Here is a 22,346-nt window from a genome sequence, read left to right on the forward strand (position 1 = left end):
ACGTTCACGTCTCCAAAGAATCCCACGAGGTGACCATGCAAGACCTTTCCCGCCGGCGCGTCCTCCAGGCCGGCCTCCTCACCGCGGTGTCAGCCGGGCTGCTGTCCAGGACCACCGCCGCCCAGGCAGGGACGATCGAGGCGCACTTCGCCGTCCCCGGCCCGTGGGCGGTCGCCACCGGCACCTCCGGCGGCCACCGGCTGTACCACCCCGCCGACCTCGGCGCGGGCGGCCTGCGCCACCCGATCGTCACCTGGGGCAACGGCACGGCGGCCACCCCGGACAACTACCCTGGCCTGCTGAACAGGCTCGCCTCCTGGGGTTTCGCCGTCGTCGCCTCGACCGACACCACGACGGGCACCGGCACCGAGATGCTGGCCGCCCTCCAGCACCTCGTCGGCCTCGACGCCGACCCGTCCAGCCCCTTCCACGGCAAGCTGGACGTCACCAAGGTCGCGGCCGTCGGCCACTCGCAGGGCGCGGGCGGCTCGGTGAACGCGGCCAACCTGTCCGGCGGCCTGGTCACCACCGTGGTGCCCATCGCGCTGCCCGCGCCGATCTGGGTCAGCCCCGGCGACGCCTTCTCGGTGGCCGCGCTGCCGTGCCCCGTCTTCTTCATGTCGGGCACCTCGGACTGGATCATCTCCCCGTCCTCCGCCGTGACCGGCTACTACAACCAGGCGGCGCACGGCGCGGCCAAGGCCATGCTCAAGGGCGCGGGCCACAACGACATCCAGAACACCGGCGGCGGCTTCCTCGGCTACCTGACCGCGTGGCTGATGTACCAGCTGCGCGGCGACGCACTGGCCAGGGGCGCCTTCGTGGGCAGCCCGCCCCAGCTCCTCGCCGACACCGCCTGGCAGGACCAGGCCACCAAGGGCCTGGCATGACGCTGACCAGGCGAGGCTTTCTGGCCGCAGGCGCGCTCTCCCTGGCCGCCTGCGGCGCCCGGACCCCGGCCAAGGGCCCGGCGTCGGTGACCGTCTGGCTGCACGGCTCGCAGGAGACGGGCGCGCAGTTCCAGCAGCTCGTCCACCGCTACATCGCCGAGTTCAAGGTCGACGTGAAGCTGCTGTACCTGCCGGTCGGGCAGCTCGACGCCAAGCTGCTGACCGCCTTCAGCGGCGGCACCCCGCCAGACGTCTTCAAGATCGGGCACTGGAGCTTCCCCTCGCACGCCAGGAAGGGCCGCCTGGCGCCCGCGACCGTCAAGGAGCAGCTCCAGCGCTACGAGCCGGGCACGCTCACCCCGCTGTCCTACAAGGGGCAGCAGTACGGCGTGCCGATCGACTTCAACCCCTGCCTGCTCTACTACCGCAAGGACCGCTTCAAGCAGGCCGGGCTCGACCCGGAAAAGCCCCCGGCCACCTGGGAGGAGCTCGCCGACTACAGCCGCCGCCTCACCTCTGCCGACCGCAGGAAGGTGGGCATCCAATGGCTGTACGGTGACCCGCAGTGGGCCCTGATGGCGCTGACCGCGCTCATCGGCGGCAGGAACGGCGAGCTCGTCAGCGCCGACGGCGCGAAGGCGTCGCTGGCCACCGAGCACGGGATCAAGGCGCTGAGGTACATGGCCGGGCTCGGCAACCCCAAGCTGGCCAACCCCCTGGGCGCGCTCGGCCTGTTCTACTCCGGCGAGGCCGCCATGGTCATCAGCGGCGCCTTCCTCGGCCCCGCCCTGGAGAAGCTGGGCAAGAGCACCCTGACCTACGGCAAGGAGTACGGCGTCGCCCCGATGCCCTCCTGGGACGGCGGCACCCCCGTCGTCCCCGCCTACACCTGGGGCTGGGGCGTGGCCAAGGACTCGCCCGACCAGCAGGCCGCCTGGCACGTCATCGACTACCTGCAGGGGGCCGAGTCGGTGGCGGCCAACCTGGACAGCGGCATCGTGATCCCGGTGAAGGGCTGGCGCGAGGCGGGGCCGCGCGGCAAGTCCGAGATCATGAAGCTCGTCGCGGACAGCCTGCCGCACGTCGACTTCGGCCCGGTGATCCCCGGCACGGTGGAGCTGGCCAAGGCCGCATCCAGCGCGGTCGACGCGGTCGCGCACGGCAAGTCCAGTCCGGAGGAGGCCGCGCGCACCTTCGACGCGACCGTCCGGCCGGTGTTGTGAGCCAGTCGAAAGCGGGCGTTCTCCTCACCTTCCCGGTGGCCGTGTTCTTCGTCGTGTTCTGGCTCGTGCCGTTCGTCTCCGCCGTCTATCTCAGCTTCACCGACTACGAGATGGCGGGGACGCCCGGCTGGATCGGGCTGGACAACTACCGGCGCATGCTCGACGACCCCGGCTTCTGGAACTCCGCCGGGATCACCGCGATCTACACCGTCTGCACGGTCGTCCCCACGATCGTGCTCGCCCTGCTGGTCGCGGTGCCGCTGAGCAAGCCGGGACGGCTCAACCGCGGGCTGCGTGCCCTGATCATGGTCCCGGCCGTCATGCCGCTGGCGGCCACGTCCATGGTCTGGGTGATCATCTACTCCGACCAGGGCCTGGCCAACACGCTGGTCGGCTTCCTCGGTGTCGCGCCGCAGTCGTGGCTGACCAGCTCGGACCTGGCCATCTGGGCGCTGGTGGTGATGGTGGTCTGGAAGAGCATGGGCCTGTTCGTCATCATCCTCACCGCCGGGCTGCAGGCGCTGCCCGGCGAGGTGTACGAGGCGGCGGCCATCGACGGGGCGGGGGCCGCGCGCACGTTCGTCAGGATCACCCTGCCCCTGCTGCGCAGGACCCTGCTGTTCGTGCTGGTCATCTCGGTCGCCGGGGCGATGCAGGCGTTCGTGCCCGCGTTCCTGCTCACCGGCGGCGGTCCTGCCGACGCCACCCAGGTGCTGCCGTACTACATCTGGGCCAACGCCTTCCCCTACGAGCACCTGGGCTACGCCTCGGCGATGGGCATGGTGCTGCTGGCCGTGATGGTGATCGTGTCCGCGCTGCAGTTCGGCTTCCTCCGTGGTGGTGACTCGTGAAGGTACTGCGCGGCGCGTGGCTGGTGGCCGCCGTCGGCTTCATGCTGCTGCCGATCTACACGATGCTGGTCGTGGCCTCTGCGCCCGACGACACGGATCTGCGCGGGCTGGTGTTCAACGGCTTCCACCTGCTCGACAACCTGGCTCTGCTGTTCGGCGACGGCAACTTCCCGCTGTACGTGCGCAACAGCCTCATCCTGTGCCTCGGCACGGCCGGGCTCGACGTGGTCTTCTCGGCAGCGGCGGGCTACGCGATGGCGCAGCTCTCCTTCCCCGGGCGCCGCGCGTTGTTCGCGCTGGTCGTCGGGACGCTGGCGCTGACCCCGATGGTGCTGGTCATCCCGGTCTTCCTCATCGTCAAGGAGCTGGGCTGGATCGACACCTTCCAGGGGATGATGGTGCCCGGCATGATCAGCGCCTTCGGGGTGTTCCTGGTGCGGCAGTTCGCGCTCGGCATCCCCAAGGAGCTGCTGCTGGCGGCGCGCGTCGACGGGGCGGGGGAGTTCCTGATCTTCGCCCGCATCGCGGTGCCGCTGCTCAAGCCCGCCCTGGTCACCCTGTTCCTGGTGCATTTCCTGGCGCAGTGGGACAACCTGCTGTGGCCGCTGATCGTGGCCAACGACCCCGCGCTGTGGCCGCTGCCGGTGGGGCTGGCCAACTTCCAGAGCGAGCACGGTCTCAGCTACCACCTGACCACTGCTGCCGCGCTGGTGACCGCTGTGCCACCGTTCATCCTGATGGTGTCGTTGCAGCGGTACTACGTGGCGGGTCTGACCTTCGGAGGCGTGAAGCGATGAGCGAGATCATGGGGTGGATCGAGACGATCGTCGCCCAGGGGGTGCGGCGTCCCGGCTACCCGGCCGACGACCGGGTGGCCGCGTGGGCCGCCGACCTGTTCACCGGGTTCGGTTTGCAGGGGGTACGGCTGGCGCCGGTCGAGCTGCCCTACTGGAAGCCGGTGCGCGCCACGCTCACCGCCGGGGAGGTCGAGGTGGCCGCCTTCGCTCTGCCGTACACGAGGGCCAGGGCGCGGGTCACCGCGCCGCTGAGCCGGGAGGTGGTGCCGGGGCACATCGTGGTGCCCGAGTACACCTTCACCGAGTTGCCGCAGGCGGCGCTGCGTGACGCGGCCACCTCGGTGCACGACCCCGAGGGCGCCTTCGACGACCTGGTGCAGGTGCTGCCGTTCCAGCTCGACTACCTGGACGTGATCGGCGGCGCGCTGGAGGGCGGCGCCGCCGGGTTCGCCGGGGCGCTGACCGGGGTGCCGTGGGAGACGCGCGACTACTACGTGCCCTACGACGCCGTGCACCGGGACCTGCCCGCCGTGTGGCTGTCCGGCGCCGACGCGCGGCGGATCCTGGCGCTGATGGACGAGGGGCCGGTCACGGGCGTGCTCGACGTGGAGTCGGAGACCGGTCAGGCCACCTCGCACAACGTGATCGGCACCCTGCCCGGCCGCTCGGACAAGTGGGTGATCATCGGCTCGCACCACGACGCGCCCTGGGCGTCGGCCGTCGAGGACGCCTCGGGCGTCGCGCTGGTCCTGGCCGCGGCCAAGCACTGGGCGAGCGTGCCGGAGGAGGAGCGGCCGCACAACCTGCTCTTCCTGCTCACCGCCGGGCACATGGCACACGCGGCGGGCACCAGGGCCTTCATCGAGGAGAACCGCGCGCTGCTGCCCGACGTGGTCCTGCAACTCCACCTGGAGCACGCGGCCAGGCAGTGCGTGGGCGTGGACGGCGAGCTGGTGCCGACCGACGACCCGGAGCCGCGCTGGTGGTTCACCACCCGCGAGCCGCGCCTGGAGAAGCTGGTGCACGACGCGCTGGTGGCCGAGGACCTGCGGCGCTCGTTCGTGCTGCCGCCCGACCTGTTCTCCCCGATGCCGCCCACCGACGGAGCGTTCTTCCACCCGGAGGGGGTGCCGCTCGTGCACTTCCTCGCCGCGCCCATGTACCTGTTCGACTCCGCGGACACGCTGGACAAGGTGCACGAACCCAGCCTCGAACCACTGACCAGGGCCGCGATCAGGATCGTCGAAGGGACAGCGGGATGGGTGTGATCGTCAGGACCACCTCGGGGCAGGTCGAGGGCACTGTCGCCGAGGGTGTGCACGCCTTCCTCGGCGTGCCGTACGCCGCCCCGCCGTTCGGCGTGCACCGCTTCGCCGCGCCCGCGCCGCCCGTCCCGTGGGAGGGGGTACGGCAGGCGGTCGCGCACGGCCCGGCAGCACCCCAGCCCGCCTCGACGGACATCGGGCTGTTCGCCCCCGACGTCTTCGCCGTGGGCGACGACTGCCTGAACCTCGACGTGCACACCCCGGATCCGGGGTCGGCGGGGCTGCCGGTGCTCGTCTGGATCCACGGCGGCGCCTTCGCCATCGGGGCCAACAGCGCGGCCTGGCACCAGGGCCACCGCTTCGCCCGCGACGGCGTCGTCTGCGTGGCGATCAACTACCGCCTGGGCTTCGAGGGGTTCCTCGCGCTGGAGGGCGCGCCGCTGAACAGGGGCGTGCTCGACTGGCTGGCCGCCCTGGAGTGGGTGCGCGACAACGTGGCGGCCTTCGGCGGCGACCCGTCGCGGGTGACGATCGCCGGGCAGTCGGCGGGCGGCGCGGCCGTCGCGACCCTGATGTCCATGCCGCGCGCGGCCGACCTCTTCCACCGGGCGATCGTGATGAGCGGCTCGGCCACTCTGGTCGCCACCCGTGAGGAGGCCGAGGCGTACGCCAAGGAAGTGGCGGCGAGGCTCGGCATCAGGCCGACCAGGGACGACTTCGCCGCCCTGACGCCCCAGGCGCTGGTCGACGCCCAGCCGCCGCCGCTGACCGGGCAGGCGGGCGGGCTCAACGAGTCGGTGCCGCTCAAGCCGGTCGTGGACGGCGACCTCCTGCACGGCCCGCCTCTGGGCGCGCTGCGCGCCGACGTGCCCCTCCTGGTGGGGTGCACCTCCCAGGAGGCCGATCTGTTCGTCAGGCGGGCGGGCTTCGACGAGGCGGCGGCGCAGGCCGTCACCCGGCACCTGTTCGGCCGCGAGACCCAGTGGATCGCCGAGGCGCGGCCCGCCCACACCTACGAGTTCCGCTGGGAGTCGCCGGTCGAGAGCCCGGTCGGCGGCGGGAGGGTCGGCGCGGTGCACAACCTCGACCTGCCGTTCGTCTTCGACGTGCTCGACGCTCCCGGCGTGGCACGCACGGCGGGGACCCCGCCCCAGGCGCTGGCCGACGCCATGCACGGGACCTGGGTGCGCTTCGTCAGCGGCCACCCGCTGCCCGCCGAGAAGCTGATCTTCGAGTAGGTCGGGAAAGCAGTCCGAGCCGCTGGGCGGCGGGCCGCGTGCCCGCGCTCACGGCGCCGCAGAAAACCACGCCTTCTGGAGGTTGTCTTGCCTGAACATGGAATCGATCCAACCCCGAGGGTAGTGCGCGTGGGGACGGCGTCGCAGACTGGCCCCATGCTGTCCTACTCCAGCGCCGCCGCCGACACCCCGCTGCTGGGCGAGACGATCGGCGCGAACCTCGAGCGCACCGTACGCCGCTTCGGCGACAGGGAGGCGCTGGTCGACGTCCCGACCGGCCGCCGCTGGACCTACACCCAGCTGAACGACGACGTGGACGCCCTGGCCCGCTCCCTGCACGCGCGCGGCATCAGGAAGGGCGACCGGGTGGGCATCTGGTCGCCCAACTGCGCCGAGTGGGTGCTCGTGCAGTACGCCACGGCCAAGCTCGGCGCCATCCTCGTCAACGTCAACCCCGCCTACCGCAGCCACGAGCTGGAGTACGTGGTCAAGCAGTCGGGCATGCGCCTGCTCGTCAGCGCCGTCACCCACAAGACCAGCGACTACCGCGCGATGGTCGACGAGATCGGTTTCCAGGACGTCGTCTACCTCGGCGAGGACAGCTGGGACGCCCTCAGGGCCGAGCAGAAGCCGTATCCCGACCCAGGCCTGTCCGCCGACGACGCGATCAACATCCAGTACACCTCGGGCACGACCGGCTTCCCCAAGGGCGCGACGCTCAGCCACCACAACATCCTCAACAACGGCTTCTTCGTCGGCGAGCTCATCCACTACGACGAGAACGACCGCGTCTGCCTGCCCGTGCCCTTCTACCACTGCTTCGGCATGGTCATGGGCAACCTGGGCGCCACCTCGCACGGCGCCTGCATCGTCATCCCGGCCCCCAGCTTCGACCCCGAGGCCACGCTGCGCGCCGTCGAGCAGGAGCGCTGCACCTCGCTGTACGGCGTGCCGACCATGTTCATCGCCGAACTCGCCATCGCGGGAAACTTCGACCTCTCGTCGCTGAGAACGGGCATCATGGCCGGCTCGCCGTGCCCGGTCGAGGTCATGAAGCGCGTCGTCAGCGAGATGAACATGGCCGAGGTCGCCATCTGCTACGGCATGACGGAAACCTCCCCGGTCTCCACGATGACCAGGTCCGACGACGGCCTGGAGCGCCGCACCGAGACCGTCGGCCGCGTCATGCCGCACGTCGAAGTCAAGATCGTGCACCCCGAGACCGGCCTGACCGTCGGCCGCGGCGAACCGGGCGAGCTGTGCACCCGCGGCTACTCGGTCATGCTCGGCTACTGGAACGAGCCCGACAAGACCGCCGAGGCGATCGACGCGGCCCGCTGGATGCACACCGGCGACCTGGCCACCATGGACGCCGACGGCTACGTCAACGTGGTCGGCCGGATCAAGGACATGGTGATCCGCGGCGGCGAGAACGTCTATCCGCGCGAGATCGAGGAGTTCCTCTACCGTCACCCCGACATCGCCGACGTGCAGGTCATCGGCGTGCCCGACGAGAAGTACGGCGAGGAGCTGATGGCCTGGGTGGTCATGCGCGAGGGCGCCACACCGCTCACCGCTGACGCGGTCAGGGCCTTCTGCGCGGGCAAGCTGGCCCACTACAAGATCCCGCGCTACGTGCACGTCGTGGACGGCTTCCCGATGACGGTCACCGGAAAGATCCGCAAGGTGGAGATGCGCGAGACCGCGATGGGGCTGCTGGGGCTGAGCCAGTCGAGAACGGCCTGACCGCGCCGAGTAGCCTGGCGCGGTGGACATCGGCGAGGCGCTCGGGCTGTTCGCCGTCGGCGTCGCGGCCGGGGTGGCCAGCACGCTGGTCAGCCTGGCCTCGATCATCTCCTACCCGGCGCTGCTCGCCTTCGGTCTGCCGCCGCTGGTCGCGAACGTCACCAACACCGTCTCGCTCGTCTTCACCGCCGTCGGGTCGATCCTCGGCTCCCGTCCCGAGCTCACCGGGCAGCGGCCCACCGTGCTGCGCCTGGGCTGGCTCACCGCGCTCGGCGGCGCGGCCGGTGCCGGGCTGCTGCTGCTCACGCCGTCCCGCTCGTTCGAGCTGATCGCGCCGTGGCTGATCGGGCTCGCCTCGCTGCTGCTGGTCAGGCGGCCGTCCCTGCACCACCACGAGGGGTGGTACATGAAGGTGGGGCTGTTCGCCGTCGCCGTCTACGTGGGCTACTTCGGGGCCGCGGGCGGGCTGCTGATGTTCGCGGTGCTGTCGGCCATGATCGACGCCGTACCCGCGCGGGTGAACGCGATCAAGAACGTGCTGTCCGGCCTGGCCAACCTCGTCGCCGCCACCGGGTTCGCGCTCTTCGGCCCGGTGGCGTGGTGGGCGGTGCTGCCGCTGGGCCTGGGGTTCCTGGCGGGCGGCTGGATCGGGCCCGGCATCGCCCGCCGGATGCCGGGCAACAGCCTGCGCTACCTCGCCGCGGCGTGCGGGCTGGGCATCGCCGTCAAACTCGGCCTCGAAGCGTACTGACCCCCAGGGTCTTCAGCACGACGCGCGCCTGGTGGTCGGCGCCCAGCCTGTTGGGATGGAACGGGATCGCCGGGCCCAGCGGGTCGGTGGACAGCGGCAGCAGCCCCTCCACCCACTTCACGCCGGGCAACTGGCACACGTCGTGCCCGCGGCTGGAGGTGTAGGTGTCCACGAACTGCACGCCGCTCGCCCGCGCCACCCTGGCCAGCATGGCGTTGAGCTCCACCAGCTTGTCCCCGAGCCAGTCCATGTCCAGATCGGTCGCCTGCACGTACGGATAACAGCCCCCGACCTCCGGCAGCCCCGCCAGGTAGTCCACCAGCAGGACCGACGCGTGCGGCGAACGCTCCCTGACGCCCTCGATCGCCGCCCGCACCTTGGGCTCGGCCGCGACGATCCGCTCCGACATCCGGTCCACCCCGCCGGACACCCACCTCGGCTTGCACGGCGCGCCCAGCGGCGCGGGGAGCAGCGCCCCAGGCACCACGGTCAGCGTCGGCAGCAGGTTGACGCACTGCGCCACCGCGGCGGCCAGGCCGATGTCGTTGCCGCCGATCCCCAGCGTCACCAGGTCCGTGTCCGCGCTCAGCCGGTCGAACTGCGGCGCGTTGACCCCGCCGATGACGCCCTTGACGTAGTCGACGTTCTGCGGCTCGGTCATGCTCTTCGTGGTCGCCCCGCCGCACGTCGCGTCGCGCAGCACCGCGACGCCGAGCGCGGCGGCCACCTGCTTGGGGTAGTCGTAGCTGCTCTGCGCGCAGCCGCTCGGCACGTGCTCGGTCGTCAGGTGCGTGAGCGACACGTCGGCGCTCCACGAGTCGCCGAGCGCGACGTACTCGTGGAACGTTCTGGCGTTCGGGGCCGTCAGAAGGGCGGCGGTGAGCATCAGGGGCACGATCACGCATCACATTGTGACGGCTACTCTGCGTTATTTCGCAAGGTTGAGTAGATGATCTGGTCGTGCCAGCGGCCGTCGCGCCACTGCGCCCGGCGCAGCACGCCCTCGCGCTCGAACCCGGCCTTCTCCAGCGCCCGCTGCTCGGCGAGGTTCCGCACGTCGGTGGTCGCCTCGATGCGTTCGGCGCGGGTGTGCGCGAACAGGTAGTCGACCAGCAGGATGTGCGCCTGGGTGCCGACCCCCTTGCCGCGCGCGTGCGGGAGCACCAGGATCCCCAGGTGCCAGTTCCACGAGCTGTCCGGCGGCCCCCAGATGGCCTTGGACCAGCGGATGTACCCGGCGGTCTGTCCGTCGGCCTCGATGGTCAGCCGCCCGCCCTCGGAGTTGATCAGCCCGTCCTCCGCCCACTGGCGCCTGATCGCGTTCGAGGTCCTGAGCCCGAACCACTGCAGGTCCCCGGTGCCCTCGGCGGACCCCAGGTGCTCCTCGAAGAGGTCGAGGTCGGCCAGGCTGATCTTCCTGAGCGAGACGTTCACGTACTTCCTTCCCTCATGAGCCGTCGCAGGCTTCCGCCATCCACTCCAGGAGGAGGTCGTCCACGTGCTCCACCTGGGTCAGCTTGAAGACGTGCCAGTACCCGCCACCCGACATGGGCCACGACCTGCCCAGCCGGGGGTGCGTGACCGGCCGGTGCAGCTTCAGCAGCAGGGACACGCTGCGCGCCTTGGGCCTGATCTCGGCGAACTTCCCTGCCGACTTGAGGAACACGCCGACGCCCACCGCGTCCTCGTGCACGGGGCCGAGGTGCTCGGTGAGCCGGTCGTAGATCTCCCGGTAGGACTCGGGCCAGGGGGCGAACACCTCGTCCACCGTGCAACCCGGCACGCACACGTGCGACTGGCCGGCGCGGGCGAACTCCCGGTCGCACTGGGGGCAGGTCCACAGGCCCACGTCAGTCGCGGTTCATCGGCCGCGTGCTGTCCTCCGGGTCCTCCGGAGGCTGCGCGGGGAAGGTGGGCAGGTGCTGGGTCGGCTTGACCTGCTGCGGCGTGACCTGCTGCGGCGTGAAGTGCTGCGGCTGGGCGAGGGGTTGCTGCGGCTGGGCCTGCGGCGGATATTGCTGGGGCTGGTACGGCTCGGGCTGGGGCCGGTACGGCTCCGGCGGCGGCTGGAACGGGTCCGGCTGCTGGTGGTAGGCGGGCTGCTGGAACGCGTCAGGCTGCCGGTACGGCTCAGCCGGGGTGTAGGACTGCTGCGGCACCGGAGCGGGACGCCTGGAGCGCCAGCGCGACGGGAACATCGACGCCACCAGCAGCGCGACCCCGAGGAACAAGAAGATCCCGCTGTACATCAGCGTGCTGTAGCCCATGGCGAGCCAGCTAGGGAGCCATCTGGGCATGCCGGCGGGGACCACCGGCCAGTCCAGGCGCAACGTCTGCGCCACCGGCGAGGCCACCCCGACGAGCGTGAAGGCCAGCCCGGCGATGAGCGAGGCGACCGGTGACAGCCGCGACCCGGCCATCAGGGCGAGCAGGACGCCGCACGCGGCCACCACCCCGATGCCGATCCAGGAGGTGGCGAGTGTGCGCTGCCAGGTGATGATCACTTCGCTGGAGCCGTAGCTCAGCCCCGCCGCCAGCACCGGCGTCAGGATCAGCCCCGCGATCACCCCGAGCGCGTGACGAGCACCGTTTGACATCTCTCAACCCCGTATGTCGTCAGACAGATCAAGCTATCGGGATTTGCGCCGTTGGAAAAGCACCCGGTTAGGGTCCTTCCATGAGCGTAAACGTGATCGTGACAGGGGCGGGTTCAGGCATCGGCCGGGCGACCGCCACCGCCTTCGCCCAGCAGGGCGCCCGCGTCCTCATCGCCGACCTGAACGCCGAGGCGGCCAAGGCCGTCGCCGACTCGCTCGACGGCGCCGTCGCCGTCGTGGGGGATCTGAGCGATCCCGAGGTGGCCGAGCGGGTGGCGCGGACGGCGGCCGAGGAGTTCGGCGGGCTGGACGTGCTGGTGAACAACGCCGGGGTCATGGACACGATGGCGCTCGCCGGGGATGTCACGGACGCCGAGTGGGAGCGGGTGATCAGGATCAACCTGACCGCCCCGTTCCTGGTCACCAGGGCGGCGCTGCCGTACCTGCTGGAGCGCGGGAAGGGGGCGATCGTGAACGTCGCGTCCGAGGCCGGGCTGCGGGGGAGCGCGGCCGGTGCCGCCTACACCGCCTCCAAGCACGGGCTCGTGGGGCTGACCAGGTCGCTCGCCGTTTCCTACCGGGACAGGGGGATCCGCACCAACGCGGTCGCGCCCGGCGGGGTGGCCACCGGGATCATGACCGGGCTGTCCTTCGACGAGCGGGGGCTGGCCGTCCTGGGGCCGTTCCACGCCTCGGTCGGGCGGGTCGCCGCGCCGGAGGAGATCGCCGCCGCGATCGTCTTCCTGGCCTCGGACGCCGCCAGCAACGTCAACGGCGTCATCCTGCCCGTCGACGGCGGCTGGTCGGCCATCTGACGTGCTGATCCTTCTTTCAGGTTGGCCGGTGATCTGACGTGCTGATCCTTCTTTCCGGGTTGCCTGGGACGGGGAAGAGCGCGCTGGGCGAGGCGCTCGGCCGCGCCCTGCGCGCTCCCGTGCTGTCCGTCGACCCGATCGAGTCCGTGATGATCGAGGCGGGGCTGGAGCACGGCTTCACCACCGGACTGGCCGCGTACGGTGTGGCCCAGCGCCTGGCCGCGGATCACCTCGCGCTGGGCCTGACCGTCGTCGCCGACGCCGTCAACGACGTGGAGGAGGCGCGGGACGGCTGGCGGCGGGTCGCGGCCGGAGTCCCGCTCCGCGTCGTCGAGTGCGTGTGCTCCGACGAGGACCTCCACAGGAAACGCCTGGAGGCCAGGGAGCGGGGACTGGCCTTCGCCGAGCCCACCTGGGCGTCGGTCCTGCGCAGGCGGGCCGAGTGGCGGCCGTGGCCCGAGCAGGTCCTCGTGGTGGACTCGGCCCTCCCGCTGGGGGACAACCTCGCGAGCGTGCTCGATCAGCTCTTGATCGTGTAGCTGTCGCCGTACACCTTCCACTTCAGCGGCGTGTTCAGGTCGAGGTTGCCCGCCTTGAGCCACACCCGCTGCGCGGTGTCCACGCGGCTGGTGTCCTCGTGCGCGTCCTCCTCCTTCATGATCACCTTGCGCGCGTCCAGGAAGGCGTTGAGGTACTTGACCTCGTCGCCGCCCTGGGACGGCGGCTTGGCCTTCTTCAGCGCCGCCTTGCGGATCCCGCCGAAGCTCTCCCTGTCCGTGCCGGGCCCGTGCATGACGATCGCGTCGTAGTACACGAACTGGCCCAGGGCGCGCAGCCCGTCCGCCTTGGCCTGCTGCAGCGCCGGGTTGAAGTAGACGCGGTCGCGCTCGTCCTCCTGCGCCTTCTGGAAGTCGGGATCCTTGGCCGCCTTCGCCCAGTCGCCCTTGAAGCCCGGGTCGAGGCCCTTGTGCGAGTCGCTGCCGTTGACGTTGCGCAGCGCGGGCAGGTATTTCGCCAGCACGTTGCCCGGCTTGCGCCGGGTGTAGAGCTCGACGAGTTCGAGCATGTCGCCGGTGCCCGAGCAGAAGCCGACGATGCCCGCCGTGTAGCCGCGCTCGTCGCCGATGTCCTCGATGTACTTGAAGTAGTCGCGCCAGGCGAGGTCGGAGTTCTCCGCGCTGGAGACGATCTGCAGGGCGATGTCCTTCATGTGCGGGTCGGACAGGTCCTTGGCTGCCGCGGCCTGGCTGGGGGCGGCGAGGGCGATGGCCGGGGCGGCGGCGAGCAGGGTGAGCAGGACGGTACGTCGCGTCTGCACGGAGGCTCCTCTGGGGGTTAGGAAAGCTTCCTAACGAACCCTACAGACGTGAGTCAACTCCTGGGGCAGAAGTGGTGAAATTTCCGGCCATTGACGGTGTGAGCGGAGTCACTCTAGCCTGAACTCTACCAATCAGTTGGTAGGTTTTCTGGGAGCCGCTCATGCGTAGAGTCCTGTTGGCCCTGGTGGTCGCCGTTTCCTGCCTCGTGCCCGGCGCCCCGGCGCACGCGACGACCCCCCTGAAGAAACCCGTCTGGCTCTGCAAGCCGGGCCTGCCCGGCGACGTCTGCGAGGGCCGCTACCCCGACGGCTACGCCACCGACCTCGACGCCACCGTCGACGGCGTCACAGAACCCCTGGAGGGTACGGACGACCCGCCCATCGACTGCTTCTACGCCTATCCCACGGTCAACCTGCTGCCCAATCCGATGCTCCCGATCGGCGACAACCCGCCGGTGGCGCGCGACGCCGAGGTCGCCGTCACCCTCACCCAGGTCGGCAGGCTGACCGGCCGGTGCAGGATGTTCGTGCCGCTCTACCGCCAGGCCCCGCTGACCGCCTACGTGCTCGGCCTGCTCCTCCCGCAGGACTTCGAGACCGGCTACCAGGACCTCAAGCAGGCCTTCACCGAGTACTGGAACACCGAGAACCAGGGCAGGCGCGGCGTGGTCGTCCTGGGTCACTCCCAGGGCGCGGCGCAGATGGCCAGGCTGCTCCAGGAGGAGTTCGACGGCACGCCCAAGAGCGAGCAGCTCGTGTCCGCCTTCCTGCTCGGCGCCGACGTCAAGACCTCGACCTTCCAGCACCTGCCCGCGTGCGCCAGGCCCAGTCCGGCCGACCCGGTGCCGACCGGCTGCGTCGTCGCCTACTCCGCCTACGACATGGACCCGGCCGACGTCGACAGGACGGCGCTCGGCCGCACCGCCGACCCGGCCCAGCCGGTGCTGTGCGTGAACCCGGCGCAGCTCCTCACCGGCGGCACGGCGTTCCGCCCCTACTTGCCCGCCAGGCCCTTGCTCAGGGGCAACGCGCTCACCCCGAACGGCTCGCTCACGCTGCTTCTCGGCGACTACCGTGCGCCTGCCGTACCCACCGGGTTCGCCGGGTACCCCGGGCGGGTCACCGGGCACTGCGCCCAGGCCACCGGGGCCAAGGGCCAGGTGAACTGGTTGCAGGTCGACGGCGCCGAGGAGCTCAAGAAGTCCGGCTTCCCGCTGGGGCTGCACACCGTCGACTTCAACGTCGACTCGGGCAACCTCGCCGACCTGGTCACGGCTCAGGGGGTCGCGTGGACCGCACGATGACTCGCGACGTGCCCAGGGCGGGGGAGAAGCTCGCGTTCTTCTCCGGGGTGTTCGGCGGCGCGCTCATGGGCGGCGTGTCCGGCTTCCTCCTGCTCTACCTCACCGACGTGATCGGGCTCGGCGCGGCCTCCGTGGCCACGCTGCTGCTGGTCGCCAGGATCGCCGACGGCGCCAGCGACCCCGTCATGGGGTACGTCGTCGACCACCTGCCCGTCACCCGGTGGGGCAGGTTCCGCCTCTACGTGCTCATCGGCGGGGCGCTGTGCGCGATCTGCCTGGTGGCGCTGTTCGCCGCACCTGCCTGGCTGCCCGGCGCGCTCGTCATGGCGTGGGTGGTCTACCTGCTGTGGGGGCTGGTGCTCGACCTGTTCCAGATCCCGGCGACCGCGCTGCTGCCCGCGATCACCGACGACCCGAAGGCTCGGGCGCAGCTGGCCGGGGTGTTCGGGTTCACCGGGCTGCTGGCCGGGGCGGTCACCACCGGGGTGACGTTGCCGCTGGTCGACCTCTTCGGCGGCGGGCGGGGCGGCTGGGTGGCGTACGTGACGCTGTTCGCCGTCCTCGGGTTCGCGCTGGTGGCGTTCATGGCGGTCAAGGTGCGGGAGCGGGTCGTGCCGGTCTCGCCGGAGCGGTACCGGCTGGCCGACGTGCGGCGGATCTTCTTCTCCGGGCGTGCCGTACCGATCCTGCTGCTGTCGAAGGTGACCGTGCAGGCGGCCAGCGGGGCGCTCACGGCGGCGCTGCCCTACTTCTTCCTCTACTACCTGCGCGACCGCGGCTACCTGTCGATCGTCGCGATCGTCATGGCCGGGCCGATGGTGGCGGGGGCGCTGGTGATCCCGCGGCTGGCCAGGCGGTCGGGGGCCAAGCCGTACTATCTGGTCAGTCTGGGGCTGGCGATCGCGGGGCTGGCGGCCATCGCGGTGGTCCCGGCCGAGCCGGTGTACATCCTGGCCTGCTTCGCGCTGACCGGGGTCGGGTTCGGCGGGGCGGTCGCGCTCGGGCTGGTGCTGCTCGCCGAGCTGACCGACTACACCGAGGAGCGGTACGGCTTCCGCACGGAGGCGTCGCTGGCCGCCATGACGTCGTTCGCCACCAAGGCGGGCGGCGGGCTCGGCGCCGGGCTGATGGGCTACATGCTGGCGCTGACCGGCTACCGGAGCGGCGGCGTCGAGCAGACGGAAGAGGCCCTGCGCGGCATCCTGCTCGCGCAGAGCCTCATCCCTGCGGGGATCGGCGTGGTCGGGGCGCTCGCGTTCCTCGCCTACCCGATCAACCGGGCCGTGGCCGAGCGTTCGGCCGAACGGCTGGCGCTCATGCGGGACTGAGGTGCTCCCTGACCGCGCCGACCACGCTGTCCCGCCACTCGCGGGCGGCGGGCAGGAGCGCGGTCAGGGACTGCGAGCCGTGCACCTGCCCCTCGAACACCCGCAGCGTCACCGGCACGCCCGCCTCCTTCAGGCGCTCCGCGTAGCGGTGCCCGTCGTCGACGAGCGGGTCGAACTCGGCCACCGCGATGTACGCCGGAGGCAGGCCCGTCAGATCCTCCGCCAGGAGCGGCGAGACGAGGGGATCGGCCGGGTCGTGGCCCTTCATGTACTGCTCGACGCACCAGCGAAGATCCTCGGCGCTGAGCACGTACCCCTTGGCGTACCTCTCGATGGACGGCGAGGAGAGCGTGAGGTCCAGCGCGGGGATCTCCAGCAGCTGCAGTTTCAGCGACGGCCCGCCACGCTCGCGGGCCAGCAGCGCGACGGCGGCGGCCAGGTTGCCGCCCGCGCTCTCCCCTGCCACCGCGACCAGCTCCGGGTCGAAGCCGAACCGGTCCGCCTGGTCGACCGCCCAGGTCAACGCCTGGTAGCAGTCCTCCAGCGCGGTGGGGAAGGGGTGCTCGGGCGCCAGCCGGTAGTCGACGCTGAACACCGTGACACCGGCGCGGGCGGCGAACGCCCTGCACCGCATGTCGGAGTCGGCGGCCGAGCCGAGCCACCAGCCGCCCCCGTGGAAGAAGACGAGCGCACCTCTCGCCCCCGGAGTGGGGTAGATGCGGACGTTTCCCTCGACTTGTATGTCCGTCTCGGGTTCGACCTCGGCGAAGGAGGCGTAGGGGTTGTCCGGGCGCTGGGCGAACTGGCGGCGGCGCTCCGCGGCGTCGCCGGTCCACTCGGGTCTGGGCCGCTCGTTCACGACCTTGAGCAGGGGCGCGATCAGAGGATCAAGAGGCATGGCCAAAAACCTACCAACTGATTGGTCGTGTTTGCTAGCCTCTCCCTCATGACGAAAAAGCCGTACGCCGTGGGCATCGCCAGGCGGCAGCAGATCCTCGAAGCGGCAGGCGAGTTGTTCAGTGTGCGCGGCTACCGCGGCGCCTCGATGCGCGACGTGGCGGCGCAGGTGAACCTCACGCTGGCCGGGGTGCTGCACTACTTCCCGTCCAAGGAGGAGCTGCTGGAGTCCGTGCTGCAGCAGCGCACCGACACCAGCGTCCCGTGGTTCGAGCAGCGGTGGGAGGAGACGGGCAGCTTCCGCCAGACCATGATGGAGCTCGCCGGGCGCAACATGGCCGACCCGGGCATGGTGCGCCTGTTCGTGACGCTGTCCGCCGAGGCGACCGACCCCACGCATCCGGCGCACGACTTCTTCGTCAAGCGCTACCGGACCAGCCGCGAGCTGTTCTCCAGGACCATCGAGCGGGCGCAGGCCAGGGGTGAGGTCAACTCGCGCGCCAGCGGGCCGCAGCTCATCGCGGTGCTCGACGGGCTGCAGGTGCAGTGGCTGCTGGAGCCTTCGTTCGACCTGGCGGGGGAGCTCTCGCGCTACCTGGACACGATCGCATGACCTCCTCGCTGGAAGACCAGGCCGCCCTCACCTCGGGCGACGGGCTGTGGACCACCAAGGCGACGGCCGGGCTGCCCTCGATCACGCTGACCGACGGGCCGCACGGCGTGCGGCACACCTCGCCCGCCACGTGCTTCCCGCCGGCCGTGGCGCTCGGCTCCTCCTGGGACCCGGCGCTGCTGCGGCGCGTCGGCGAGGCCCTGGGCGTCGAGGCTCGCGCTCTGGACGTGCAGGTGCTGCTCGGGCCGGGCGTCAACATCAAGCGGTCGCCGCTGTGCGGGCGCAACTTCGAGTACCTGTCCGAGGATCCCAGGCTGAGTGGGGTGCTCGGGGCGGCGCTCGTCGCCGGGGTGCAGTCGCAGGGCGTGGGCGCCTGCGTCAAGCACTTCGCCGCCAACAACCAGGAGACCGGCCGGATGCGGGTGAGCTCCGAGGCCGACGAACGCACCCTGCGGGAGATCTACCTGCCCGCCTTCGAGCACATCGTGAAGACCGCCCAGCCGTGGACGGTCATGTGTTCCTACAACCGGGTCAACGGTGAATACGCCTCGGAGAACCGGTGGCTCCTCACCGAGGTGCTGCGGGAGGAGTGGGGGTTCGACGGGGTCGTCGTGTCCGACTGGGGGGCGGTCAACGATCGGGTGGCTGCGTTACGTGCGGGGCTCGACCTGGAGATGCCGACGACGGGCGGCTTCACCGACGCGCAACTCGTCGACGCGGTACGGCGGGGCGAGCTGCCCGCGGAGCTGGTCGCCCAGGCGGCCGACCGGGTGCGCGCCCTGGTCGAACGGTCATCCCCTGGTTCTGGTGTCTTTGACGCTGTGGCGCACCATGCCCTCGCTCGGGAGGTCGCCGCTCAGTGCGCGGTGCTGCTCAAGAACGACGGAGTGCTGCCGTTGACCCCGGGGGACTCGATCGCGGTCGTGGGGGAGCTGGCCCGCAGCCCGCGCTACCAGGGGGCGGGAAGCTCGCAACTGACGCCGACGCAGCTCGACAACACGCTGTCCTTCCTGGGCGACGTGCCCTTCGCGCCCGGATACCGGCTCGACACCTCGTCGCCTGACCCGCTGCTGGAGGAGGAGGCGCGCCAGGTCGCCTCGGGCGCTTCTGTCACCGTGGTGTTCCTGGGGCTGCCCGCTTCACAGGAGTCGGAGGGCTTCGACCGGGAGCACCTCGACCTGCCTTCCAACCAGCTGGCCGTACTCTCCGCTGTCGCATCGACCGGGACCAGGGTCGTCGTGGTGCTCGCCAACGGCGGGGTGGTGACCGTGTCGGGGTGGCAGGACCACGCTGACGCGATCCTGGAGGGGTGGCTGCTGGGGCAGGCGGGCGGCGGGGCCATCGCGGACCTGCTGTTCGGGGTGGTCAACCCGTCGGGGCGGCTGGCCGAGACGATCCCGGTGCGACTCGCCGACACTCCGTCGTACCTGACCTTTCCCGGGGAGTTCGACCGGGTCAGGTACGCCGAAGGGGTGTTCGTGGGATATCGGCACCATGACGCGGTGGAGGGTGAGGTGAGTTATCCGTTCGGCCACGGACTGTCCTACACGACCTTCTCCTACTCCGACCTGACGCTGTCCACCGACGGGCGCGACGAGGAGGCTACGGTGACCGTTTCCTTCACGGTCACCAACACGGGTTCGCGAGCGGGGGCGGAGGTGGCGCAGGTCTACGTGAGCGCGCCCAGCCAGGCGGTGCGCCGCCCCGTCCGTGAGCTGCGCGCCTGGTCGAAGACGCTTCTGTCGCCCGGCGAGAGCGTGGCGCTCCGCTTCACCCTGAAATTTCGGGACTTCGCCTATTTTGATCCGTCTGCTGGCTGGACGGCCGAGGGCGGGCCTGTCGGGATCCACGTCGGGGCGTCCTCCCGCGACCTGCGCCTTTCCGGGGTTGCCGAACTCGACATCACCCCGCCGCTCCCCGTGCTCACCGAGGAGTCGTCCCTGGCCGAATGGGTGGCCGTCCCCGTAGGACGCGCGGTCCTCGCCGACGAGATGAGCCCGGGATCGCGCTTCCTCACCGACGACTACATCAGGACCATCGGGTCCGTCCCCCTCAGCCGCCTGGCCCGCTACCCGGGAACCGGCCTGCACCCCTCCCGCCTCCCCGCCCTCGTCGCGAAGGTGTTCGGTAATATCGAACGACGCTAGTCTTGCCCCATGGGAGAGACGATCCAGTCGGTGGAGCGCGCCGCCGGGATCCTGAGGCTGCTCGCCTCGGGTCCCAGGCAGCTCGGCGTCGCCGAGCTCGCGCGGGCGATGGGGCTGCCCAAGGGCACCCTGCACGGCATCCTGCGCACGCTGGTGCACGTCGGCTTCGTCGAGCAGGACCCGGCCACCGGCAAGTACCGCCTCGGCGGCACCCTCCTGCACCTCGGCAGCAGCTACCTGGACGTCAACGAACTCCGCACCCGCTCGCTCAACTGGGCGGACGCGCTGGCGGGGCGGAGCAGGGAGAGCGTGTACATCGGCACCAGCCACGAGGGGCAGGTGCTGGTGGTGCACCACGTGTTCAGGCCCGACGACAGCATGCAGGTGCTGCAGGTGGGGGCGTTGCTGCCGCTGCACGCCAGCGCGCTGGGCAAGGTCCTGCTGGCCTTCGACCCGTACGGCGAGCCTGGCGACCTGGCCCCTTTCACTCCACGGACCCTGGTCACCCCCGACGACCTGACGAAGGACCTGGAGCTGGTGAGATCGAGGGGGTGGGGGGCGGACGTGGAGGAGTGGGTGGAGGGCGAGGTCTCCCTGGCCGCCCCGATCCGCGACGCGAGGGGCCTGGTGGTGGGCGCGATCGGCATCCGGGGCGCGGTGGAACGCCTGACCGAGGACGGGGATCCGCGCAAGGACATGATCTCCTACGTCCGCGACGCCGCCCGAGCCATAACCCGCGACCTAACCCGCTAACCCACCCGCCCTTCGCCGCCCTAACCCGCCCTAATCCGCCTTCCCCCCACCCCACCCCGCCCCCACCCTGCCCGCGCCCTCCACCCGCCCTCACCGGCTCCGCCCTCACCCACCCCGCCCCCCGCTCCCGCTCCGCCCGCTCTGGTCTCTGCCCGTCGCCCCTCCTCGTCGCTCTGGACCCGCCCCGCCACGCCTCCCTCCGCGGCGCCCCCACGGCCCGCCCGCCTTCTGCTAGGGCTGGCAATCCCTGGCGGTACTGTCCGTTCCCCGGGTCGGGGAGTCTTGACATGTCAGTACAAACGACTGGAGAATCGTTCGGCATTGTCGAACACCAAGGGAGTGTCGTGTACGTCGCCGCCATCGATCAGGGCACCACGTCCAGCCGCTGCATGGTGTTCGACGCCGACGGCCGCATCGTCTCCGTGGCCCAGCGCGAGCACCGCCAGATCTTCCCCAAACCCGGCTGGGTGGAGCACGACGCCGACGAGATCTGGCGTGCCGTACAGGAAGTCATGCACGAGGCCGTGGAAGGCCTCGACATCGCGGCGCTCGGGATCACCAACCAGCGCGAGACCACCATCGTCTGGGACAAAGCCACCGGCCGCCCCGTCGCCAACGTGATCGTCTGGCAGGACACCCGCACCGACGGCATCGTGCGCGACCTGGCCCCCCACGCCGAGCTCTTCCGCGAGCGCGCGGGCCTCCCGCTCACCACCTACTTCTCCGGCCCCAAGCTCCAATGGCTCCTCGACGCCCACGACGGGCTCCGCGAGCGGGCGGAGCGGGGCGAGGTGCTGTTCGGCACCGTGGACAGCTGGCTGATCTGGAACCTCACCGGCCGCCACGTCACCGACGTCACCAACGCCAGCCGTACGCTGATGATGAACATCCACACGCTGGCCTGGGACGACGACCTCCTGGCGGCGCTCGACATCCCACGGGCCATGCTTCCCGAGATCCGGCCCTCAGCGGAGGTCTACGGGCACTTCGACGGCATCCCCGTGGCCGCCGCGCTCGGCGACCAGCAGGCCGCGCTCTTCGGCCAGACCTGCTTCTCACCCGGCGAGGCCAAGAGCACGTACGGTTCCGGCAGCTTCCTGCTGATGAACACCGGGCACGAACCCGTCGTCTCCAAGCACGGCCTCCTCACCACCGTCGGCTACCAGATCGGCGACGAACCCGCCGTCTACGCCCTCGAGGGCGCCATCGCCGTCACCGGCTCGCTCGTGCAGTGGCTGCGCGACAACCTCGGCCTCATCTCCAGCGCCGCCGAGATCGAGACGCTCGCCGCGACCGTCCCCGACAACGGCGGCTGCTATTTCGTGCCCGCCTTCTCCGGGCTGTTCGCCCCGCACTGGCGCTCCGACGCCCGAGGCGTGATCGCCGGGCTCACGGCGTACGTCACCAAGGGCCACATCGCCAGGGCCGTCCTTGAGGCGACCGCCTGGCAGACCCGCGAGCTGGTCGACGCCATGAACGCCGACACCGGCATCGCGCTCACCACCCTGCGCGCCGACGGCGGCATGACGGCCGACAACCTGCTCATGCAGATCCTCGCCGACGTGCTCGCCGTACCCGTCGTGCGGCCGATGGTCGCCGAGACCACCTGCCTGGGCGCGGCGTACGCAGCAGGCCTCGCGACCGGTCACTGGCCGGGCACGGAGAGCCTGCGCGCCAACTGGCACAAGGCAGCCGAATGGCACCCCGCGATCGACGAGACCGCCAGAAGCCGCGAATACCGCAACTGGCGCAAGGCCGTCGAACGCACCCTCGATTGGATGGAGCCAGCATGACCGAGCTTGTCGAGGTATCG

Annotated in this window: 22 protein-coding genes; 16 read left to right on the forward strand and 6 right to left on the reverse strand. The window is 70.8% G+C overall.

The window, feature by feature from the left end:
• The first annotated feature begins 35 nt into the window (after positions 1-35).
• The 8 genes from ACIBG8_RS36100 to ACIBG8_RS36135 all read left to right on the forward strand — a co-directional run bounded on the left by ACIBG8_RS36100 (position 36) and on the right by ACIBG8_RS36135 (position 8,761).
• Positions 36-890: an alpha/beta hydrolase gene (locus ACIBG8_RS36100; protein ID WP_397347834.1), complete on the forward strand. Its 855-nt coding sequence runs from the start codon at positions 36-38 to the stop codon at positions 888-890.
• Positions 887-2,113 carry an ABC transporter substrate-binding protein gene (locus ACIBG8_RS36105; protein WP_397347602.1) on the forward strand — a complete coding sequence of 409 codons (1,227 nt, stop codon included), beginning with the start codon at positions 887-889 and terminating at the stop codon, positions 2,111-2,113. Before ACIBG8_RS36100 ends, ACIBG8_RS36105 begins: the two co-directional genes overlap by 4 nt.
• Positions 2,110-2,964, forward strand: coding sequence for a carbohydrate ABC transporter permease (locus ACIBG8_RS36110; RefSeq protein ID WP_397347603.1), 855 nt, complete (start codon positions 2,110-2,112; stop codon positions 2,962-2,964). The genes ACIBG8_RS36105 and ACIBG8_RS36110 overlap by 4 nt, the downstream gene beginning before the upstream one ends.
• Positions 2,961-3,761 (forward strand): carbohydrate ABC transporter permease, encoded by an 801-nt coding sequence (locus ACIBG8_RS36115; protein ID WP_397347605.1) that lies wholly within the window; start codon positions 2,961-2,963, stop codon positions 3,759-3,761. Before ACIBG8_RS36110 ends, ACIBG8_RS36115 begins: the two co-directional genes overlap by 4 nt.
• On the forward strand, positions 3,758-5,029 hold the full coding sequence (locus ACIBG8_RS36120; protein ID WP_397347606.1) for a M28 family peptidase: 1,272 nt from the start codon (positions 3,758-3,760) through the stop codon (positions 5,027-5,029). The genes ACIBG8_RS36115 and ACIBG8_RS36120 overlap by 4 nt, the downstream gene beginning before the upstream one ends.
• On the forward strand, positions 5,020-6,264 hold the full coding sequence (locus tag ACIBG8_RS36125; RefSeq protein WP_397347608.1) for a carboxylesterase/lipase family protein: 1,245 nt from the start codon (positions 5,020-5,022) through the stop codon (positions 6,262-6,264). The genes ACIBG8_RS36120 and ACIBG8_RS36125 overlap by 10 nt, the downstream gene beginning before the upstream one ends.
• Positions 6,265-6,420: 156 nt before the next feature.
• Complete coding sequence (locus tag ACIBG8_RS36130) at positions 6,421-8,010, forward strand: AMP-binding protein (protein WP_397347609.1); 1,590 nt, start codon at positions 6,421-6,423, stop codon at positions 8,008-8,010.
• A 22-nt stretch (positions 8,011-8,032) separates the two neighbouring features.
• Entirely contained in the window at positions 8,033-8,761 is a 729-nt protein-coding gene (locus ACIBG8_RS36135; RefSeq protein WP_397347610.1) for a sulfite exporter TauE/SafE family protein, read from the forward strand.
• Here the strand turns inward: ACIBG8_RS36135 and ACIBG8_RS36140 are convergent.
• The 4 genes from ACIBG8_RS36140 to ACIBG8_RS36155 are packed head-to-tail and all read right to left on the reverse strand — an operon-like array spanning position 8,736 to position 11,358.
• On the reverse strand, positions 8,736-9,662 hold the full coding sequence (locus ACIBG8_RS36140) for an SGNH/GDSL hydrolase family protein (RefSeq protein WP_397347611.1): 927 nt from the start codon (positions 9,660-9,662) through the stop codon (positions 8,736-8,738). The genes ACIBG8_RS36135 and ACIBG8_RS36140 overlap by 26 nt on opposite strands.
• Positions 9,663-9,679: 17 nt before the next feature.
• The gene (locus ACIBG8_RS36145; protein WP_397347613.1) at positions 9,680-10,195 is read right to left on the reverse strand and encodes a GNAT family N-acetyltransferase; all 516 of its coding nucleotides are present in this window, start codon (positions 10,193-10,195) and stop codon (positions 9,680-9,682) included.
• A 13-nt stretch (positions 10,196-10,208) separates the two neighbouring features.
• On the reverse strand, positions 10,209-10,610 hold the full coding sequence (locus ACIBG8_RS36150) for a DUF5655 domain-containing protein (protein ID WP_397347615.1): 402 nt from the start codon (positions 10,608-10,610) through the stop codon (positions 10,209-10,211).
• 1 nt (position 10,611) lies between these two features.
• The gene (locus ACIBG8_RS36155; RefSeq protein ID WP_397347616.1) at positions 10,612-11,358 is read right to left on the reverse strand and encodes a hypothetical protein; all 747 of its coding nucleotides are present in this window, start codon (positions 11,356-11,358) and stop codon (positions 10,612-10,614) included.
• Between the two features lie 80 nt (positions 11,359-11,438).
• Between ACIBG8_RS36155 and ACIBG8_RS36160 the strand changes: the two genes are divergently transcribed.
• Together ACIBG8_RS36160 and ACIBG8_RS36165 are read left to right on the forward strand one after the other, a co-directional pair.
• Positions 11,439-12,173 carry a glucose 1-dehydrogenase gene (locus tag ACIBG8_RS36160; protein WP_397347618.1) on the forward strand — a complete coding sequence of 245 codons (735 nt, stop codon included), beginning with the start codon at positions 11,439-11,441 and terminating at the stop codon, positions 12,171-12,173.
• 38 nt (positions 12,174-12,211) lie between these two features.
• Positions 12,212-12,712: an AAA family ATPase gene (locus ACIBG8_RS36165; RefSeq protein ID WP_397347619.1), complete on the forward strand. Its 501-nt coding sequence runs from the start codon at positions 12,212-12,214 to the stop codon at positions 12,710-12,712.
• On the opposite strand, the gene ACIBG8_RS36170 is transcribed toward ACIBG8_RS36165, so the two are convergent.
• A complete protein-coding gene (locus tag ACIBG8_RS36170; RefSeq protein ID WP_397347620.1) occupies positions 12,694-13,491 on the reverse strand; it encodes a chitosanase in 798 nt (265 codons plus the stop codon). The two genes, ACIBG8_RS36165 and ACIBG8_RS36170, sit on opposite strands and share 19 nt — an antisense overlap.
• A gap of 161 nt (positions 13,492-13,652) precedes the next feature.
• On the opposite strand from ACIBG8_RS36170, the gene ACIBG8_RS36175 reads away from it, so the two are divergent.
• Positions 13,653-14,795, forward strand: coding sequence for a DUF3089 domain-containing protein (locus tag ACIBG8_RS36175; RefSeq protein WP_397347621.1), 1,143 nt, complete (start codon positions 13,653-13,655; stop codon positions 14,793-14,795).
• Positions 14,792-16,123 (forward strand): MFS transporter, encoded by a 1,332-nt coding sequence (locus ACIBG8_RS36180; protein ID WP_397347623.1) that lies wholly within the window; start codon positions 14,792-14,794, stop codon positions 16,121-16,123. The genes ACIBG8_RS36175 and ACIBG8_RS36180 overlap by 4 nt, the downstream gene beginning before the upstream one ends.
• Here the strand turns inward: ACIBG8_RS36180 and ACIBG8_RS36185 are convergent.
• Positions 16,110-17,021: an alpha/beta hydrolase gene (locus ACIBG8_RS36185; RefSeq protein ID WP_397347624.1), complete on the reverse strand. Its 912-nt coding sequence runs from the start codon at positions 17,019-17,021 to the stop codon at positions 16,110-16,112. The genes ACIBG8_RS36180 and ACIBG8_RS36185 overlap by 14 nt on opposite strands.
• A 48-nt stretch (positions 17,022-17,069) precedes the next feature.
• Here ACIBG8_RS36185 and ACIBG8_RS36190 point away from each other — a divergent pair, with 48 nt between their 5' ends.
• The 4 genes from ACIBG8_RS36190 to glpK all read left to right on the forward strand — a co-directional run bounded on the left by ACIBG8_RS36190 (position 17,070) and on the right by glpK (position 22,326).
• Positions 17,070-17,633: a TetR/AcrR family transcriptional regulator gene (locus ACIBG8_RS36190; RefSeq protein ID WP_397347625.1), complete on the forward strand. Its 564-nt coding sequence runs from the start codon at positions 17,070-17,072 to the stop codon at positions 17,631-17,633.
• On the forward strand, positions 17,630-19,780 hold the full coding sequence (locus ACIBG8_RS36195; RefSeq protein ID WP_397347626.1) for a glycoside hydrolase family 3 C-terminal domain-containing protein: 2,151 nt from the start codon (positions 17,630-17,632) through the stop codon (positions 19,778-19,780). Before ACIBG8_RS36190 ends, ACIBG8_RS36195 begins: the two co-directional genes overlap by 4 nt.
• A 9-nt stretch (positions 19,781-19,789) precedes the next feature.
• Positions 19,790-20,533, forward strand: a complete 744-nt coding sequence (locus tag ACIBG8_RS36200; protein WP_397347629.1) for an IclR family transcriptional regulator — start codon at positions 19,790-19,792, stop codon at positions 20,531-20,533.
• A gap of 287 nt (positions 20,534-20,820) precedes the next feature.
• Positions 20,821-22,326 carry a glycerol kinase GlpK gene (glpK, locus tag ACIBG8_RS36205; protein WP_397347630.1) on the forward strand — a complete coding sequence of 502 codons (1,506 nt, stop codon included), beginning with the start codon at positions 20,821-20,823 and terminating at the stop codon, positions 22,324-22,326.
• The last annotated feature ends 20 nt before the right edge of the window (positions 22,327-22,346 follow it).

It is taken from the genome of Nonomuraea sp. NPDC050556 (genome assembly GCF_044457355.1).
In the GTDB taxonomy this organism is placed as follows: Bacteria; Actinomycetota; Actinomycetes; order Streptosporangiales; family Streptosporangiaceae; genus Nonomuraea.

Bases quoted from the DNA above. Each gene is read 5' to 3' on its own strand.
- ACIBG8_RS36100 (WP_397347834.1), top strand. From the start codon at position 36: ATGCAAGACCTTTCCCGCCGGCGCGTCCTCCAGGCCGGCCTCCTCACC.
- ACIBG8_RS36105 (WP_397347602.1), top strand. From the start codon at position 887: ATGACGCTGACCAGGCGAGGCTTTCTGGCCGCAGGCGCGCTCTCCCTG.
- ACIBG8_RS36120 (WP_397347606.1), top strand. From the start codon at position 3,758: ATGAGCGAGATCATGGGGTGGATCGAGACGATCGTCGCCCAGGGGGTG.
- ACIBG8_RS36125 (WP_397347608.1), top strand. From the start codon at position 5,020: ATGGGTGTGATCGTCAGGACCACCTCGGGGCAGGTCGAGGGCACTGTC.
- ACIBG8_RS36130 (WP_397347609.1), top strand. From the start codon at position 6,421: ATGCTGTCCTACTCCAGCGCCGCCGCCGACACCCCGCTGCTGGGCGAG.
- ACIBG8_RS36155 (WP_397347616.1), bottom strand. From the start codon at position 11,358: ATGTCAAACGGTGCTCGTCACGCGCTCGGGGTGATCGCGGGGCTGATC.
- ACIBG8_RS36160 (WP_397347618.1), top strand. From the start codon at position 11,439: ATGAGCGTAAACGTGATCGTGACAGGGGCGGGTTCAGGCATCGGCCGG.
- ACIBG8_RS36175 (WP_397347621.1), top strand. From the start codon at position 13,653: ATGCGTAGAGTCCTGTTGGCCCTGGTGGTCGCCGTTTCCTGCCTCGTG.
- ACIBG8_RS36180 (WP_397347623.1), top strand. From the start codon at position 14,792: ATGACTCGCGACGTGCCCAGGGCGGGGGAGAAGCTCGCGTTCTTCTCC.
- ACIBG8_RS36185 (WP_397347624.1), bottom strand. From the start codon at position 17,021: ATGCCTCTTGATCCTCTGATCGCGCCCCTGCTCAAGGTCGTGAACGAG.
- ACIBG8_RS36190 (WP_397347625.1), top strand. From the start codon at position 17,070: ATGACGAAAAAGCCGTACGCCGTGGGCATCGCCAGGCGGCAGCAGATC.
- ACIBG8_RS36195 (WP_397347626.1), top strand. From the start codon at position 17,630: ATGACCTCCTCGCTGGAAGACCAGGCCGCCCTCACCTCGGGCGACGGG.
- ACIBG8_RS36200 (WP_397347629.1), top strand. From the start codon at position 19,790: ATGGGAGAGACGATCCAGTCGGTGGAGCGCGCCGCCGGGATCCTGAGG.
- glpK (WP_397347630.1), top strand. From the start codon at position 20,821: ATGTCAGTACAAACGACTGGAGAATCGTTCGGCATTGTCGAACACCAA.